2 protein-coding genes and 1 pseudogene are annotated in these 3363 nt (G+C 42.6%); 1 reads left to right on the top strand and 2 read right to left on the bottom strand.

Annotated elements, in window-relative coordinates:
- Nucleotides 1-573, bottom strand: a pseudogene (locus AB4653_RS03260) (SIR2 family protein); the annotation flags it as partial.
- Between the two features lie 593 nt (nucleotides 574-1166).
- Here AB4653_RS03260 and AB4653_RS03255 point away from each other — a divergent pair.
- Nucleotides 1167-1943 (top strand): hypothetical protein, encoded by a 777-nt coding sequence (locus AB4653_RS03255; protein ID WP_372103322.1) that lies wholly within the window; start codon nucleotides 1167-1169, stop codon nucleotides 1941-1943.
- A gap of 360 nt (nucleotides 1944-2303) precedes the next feature.
- Here the strand turns inward: AB4653_RS03255 and AB4653_RS03250 are convergent, their stop codons facing one another.
- Entirely contained in the window at nucleotides 2304-3329 is a 1026-nt protein-coding gene (locus tag AB4653_RS03250) for an IS110-like element ISVisp6 family transposase (protein ID WP_009845955.1), read from the bottom strand.
- Nucleotides 3330-3363 lie beyond the last annotated feature (34 nt).

Below are 3363 nucleotides of genomic sequence, written 5' to 3'. Positions count from 1 at the left end.
TAAGGCCAAAGCATCTTCTAACAAGGTGTCATAGTTGGTGGTAAAAATGTTTACGGGTTTTCTCCGTTCATAAATACCAGCGCCTGCGTGATTGAATAAAGTGTCAATGAAGTCGAAATGTGAGTCAATTTCTACTATCGGCTTCGATAGTGTGCCTTCTTCGTCTGTTTCTTCGGTCTTGCCTTCAACGTAACCACACCTGATGACATTGGATATCGAGTCAAGAATTAAACGATGGGCTTCTTGAAGCTCATCTAACTTGACCTCAGCTCCATTGATGCGGGCCTTTTTATCTTTACTCCTTTCCGCCAAGGCTGCGTAGTCACCTAAGTGACTGAGAATGTGCTCAATATGACACTCTTGTGGCAACTCTTTGAATAAGGGCTCAACAATCTTATCGAATACGTCCTTGCTACCGGCTTTCAAGTCCTTTTTAACTTTATTTGTCAACGGATACATAAGTGGCAGCTTAGCGTCAAAACTAATACCTGCGCCCATCAACCAGCTTTGTTCGGTACATTTCAGGTGTTCTTCTACTTGAGAAAACAAATCTGCGTCTATTAGGTTTTCCATTCTAATCCTTTGATTTACCATGTGTGTGGTAAGGTTTTATTCCCCCAATATTGCTCTTGTAGATTAAGCAACTCAAGTCACAATGATAAGTAATGTGATTTCATCGAATTTACACTACAACTAGGAGTGTGCGGTGCAAACAATAGGTTTTGTCCAGAACAGTTTCAATCGGCACTGTTTAGAACGAAAGTGCCCCAAAATGAGCCATATAGGGATTGAACTCAGGTTCAAACTCAGGAACTTGCCTTACTTTCCCTCATGCCTAGAGTTCTAACTTTGTCCCCAAATTCCTAATCCACTAGACCACTAGACCACTAGAGACTGTTCTTCAAACACAACTACGCACGAATACGTTGTTTAAGTGCTTCTAAGCTATTGAATAGTATAGAACAAAATAGAAGTTCTTGATTGATAACGTGCCTCGAATAGGAGGCAATGTGTGTTTGCACGGTTTTTAACTAGAAATTATATCAAAACTGAATTATATGCATACTTTTCAGTTGGTTAGAGAGAGTGCTTAATATATGCTAAATACACCAATTCGTGCTGGCACGATATTAAAATGTTATGTGACAGTCTCTATCGGAGGTACGGTGGAAAAAATAAAGGTTTTTTGGCGCAAGTTCAGAGCTTTGTGGAGCACTGAAAACTTAATACGATTAATAAATATCATCAGTGCTGCCTCTTTCGTTGCTTATGTCTTTGGTATGTTCATTTTCCCGGTTTGGAAAAGTGCCGGTGACTGGAATTATATCCACAGAGTCTGGTATTCATGGCAAGCACTAAATGTTGGTATGCTTGCTTTTGCTTCTAGTCTTATTGCTTTCAATATTTCTCGTTATAACGCCAATAAGCAAACCGAAAGAGAGTTTATAGCTTCAAAATCTTTTTTACCTCAAGCTCTTAGCCTTCTTTGTAATTATTTAGAAACTAGCAGTAAAGTTGTTATTGAAGCCGCTGATAGAAGCAGAGATAGAAAGAAACGGGCAAAGGTTTTTGCGTCAGTTGCCCCTGTCCTACCTGACTATCATGTAGTAGTGTTCAAAGATTGTATTAAGCATGCACCACCAGAAGTAGGTAAGTACCTTTCTAAGATACTTAGGTTACTTCAGATTCATCACTCTCGGATGGAGACAATGCCTTCAGAAGCTGGTACGAATTACCCATATTATAAGTCCTGTTTATACAGTCTTGCAGAGCTTCAGTTTTTAGTTAATGGTTTGTTCGACTTTGCAAGGGACGAGAGTGACTTCGAAGTGGCAGTGTATAAGTGGGAACAGTTTGCTTCAATTTACAGGCTATATAAGATGGACTTGGATAACTATCCAAAACTAGAAGAGTTTACTAAGAGCTTGATTGAGAAGTCGTAGCAAGTCACATACAAAGCATTTAAGAGTGATTCGCAACGCTTGGCAGTTTCGCTTCGCTCAAGTATAGCCAAGCGCCGCTCACACCTTAATGCGGCTACATGGATTCCCCCGGTTGTCAAACATCCGCTAAACTTATGTTGATGGGTTTTGGACTGCCGCTCTACATTCGGCCTACTTATCGACGATTCGCATACGTCGTGGCCCTGATGACTTGCGCGACTGCGGTGCCTTATTCGTTAGATGACATCTAGTGTGTCCGCCGCATTAACAGGCTCTCCGCAAGTGGTCTTAACCTATCTCCATCATTAGCGTCTGCAATGACCCGGTGGGTTTAACTCTTTATGCTGCTTAGGTTTCTACTTAAGCAGCATAGTTTTCATATTCGGTTTGATTGTGTAAAAGCGACCATATAATTCGTGCGTTCTTCGCGGCAAGTGCCACTATCGCTCGGTTCATTCCTCTTCGTTCTAGAACGCCTCGACACCACTGACTTAGCTTATCTTGCTTGTCGCCAAGGTTGGCAATGACTGTCCTTGCCCCGTGAACTAATAGTGTTCGTAAGTATTTGTCGCCGTGTTTGGTTATTCGACCTAAGCGAGGCTTTCCTCCCGTCGAATATTGCTTTGGTACGAGTCCTAGCCAAGCAGAAAAATCACGGCTTTTATCAAATTGAGTGCCATTGCCTATCGAAGCGAGTATCGCAGTCGCGGTTTGAGGTCCAATGCCCCGAACCTTCATCACTCGTTGAACATTAGTGCTGACCTTAGCAAAAGAATCGAAGACTTGTTCAGTATCGGCGATACGTTGATTCAATTCTCCAAGGTGGTGATAAGCATCGGCAATCACCGTTCTTGCGAGGTGTGGCAGTTCATTTTCTGCGTCTTCCAGCATTAAGGGAACCTGTTTCATTAACGAAGAGCGGCCAACAGGAATGACCAACCCGAATTCAGAGAGTAGGGCACGCATGCGATTCATAAGCGCGGTACGTTCACGAACCCAATGCTCTCTCATTCTATGTACCGATAAGATGGCTTGTTGCTCGGGGGATTTTACGGGTACAAAGCGAGTTGATGGTCGCTGAACAGCTTCGCATATGGCAACAGCATCATTAAGGTCGTTTTTTCCCTTAGTTCGATAAGGAATTACGTATTTAACGGCCATAATGCGGGCGTCGTGACCGAGTGTATTGAGTGTTCTTGCCCAATAATGTGCACCACCACACGCTTCAACGCCTATACGCATGAGTGGCATATTTGCTATTGTAGTCAGTAGTTTAGAGCGAGTTACTGACTTATGAAGTATGACCTTACCATTTTGGTCTACGGCATGAAGACTAAAGTGGTTTTTAGCTAGGTCGATACCGCAGAAATAAGAATAATCAGACATGGTGCCTCCGATGCATTTAAGTACCACATAAGTG

Source organism: Vibrio sp. 10N.222.48.A3, assembly GCF_041475345.1.
Classification (GTDB): Bacteria; Pseudomonadota; Gammaproteobacteria; order Enterobacterales; family Vibrionaceae; genus Vibrio; species Vibrio tasmaniensis_A.
This window is presented reverse-complemented; position numbering and strand designations above follow the sequence as displayed.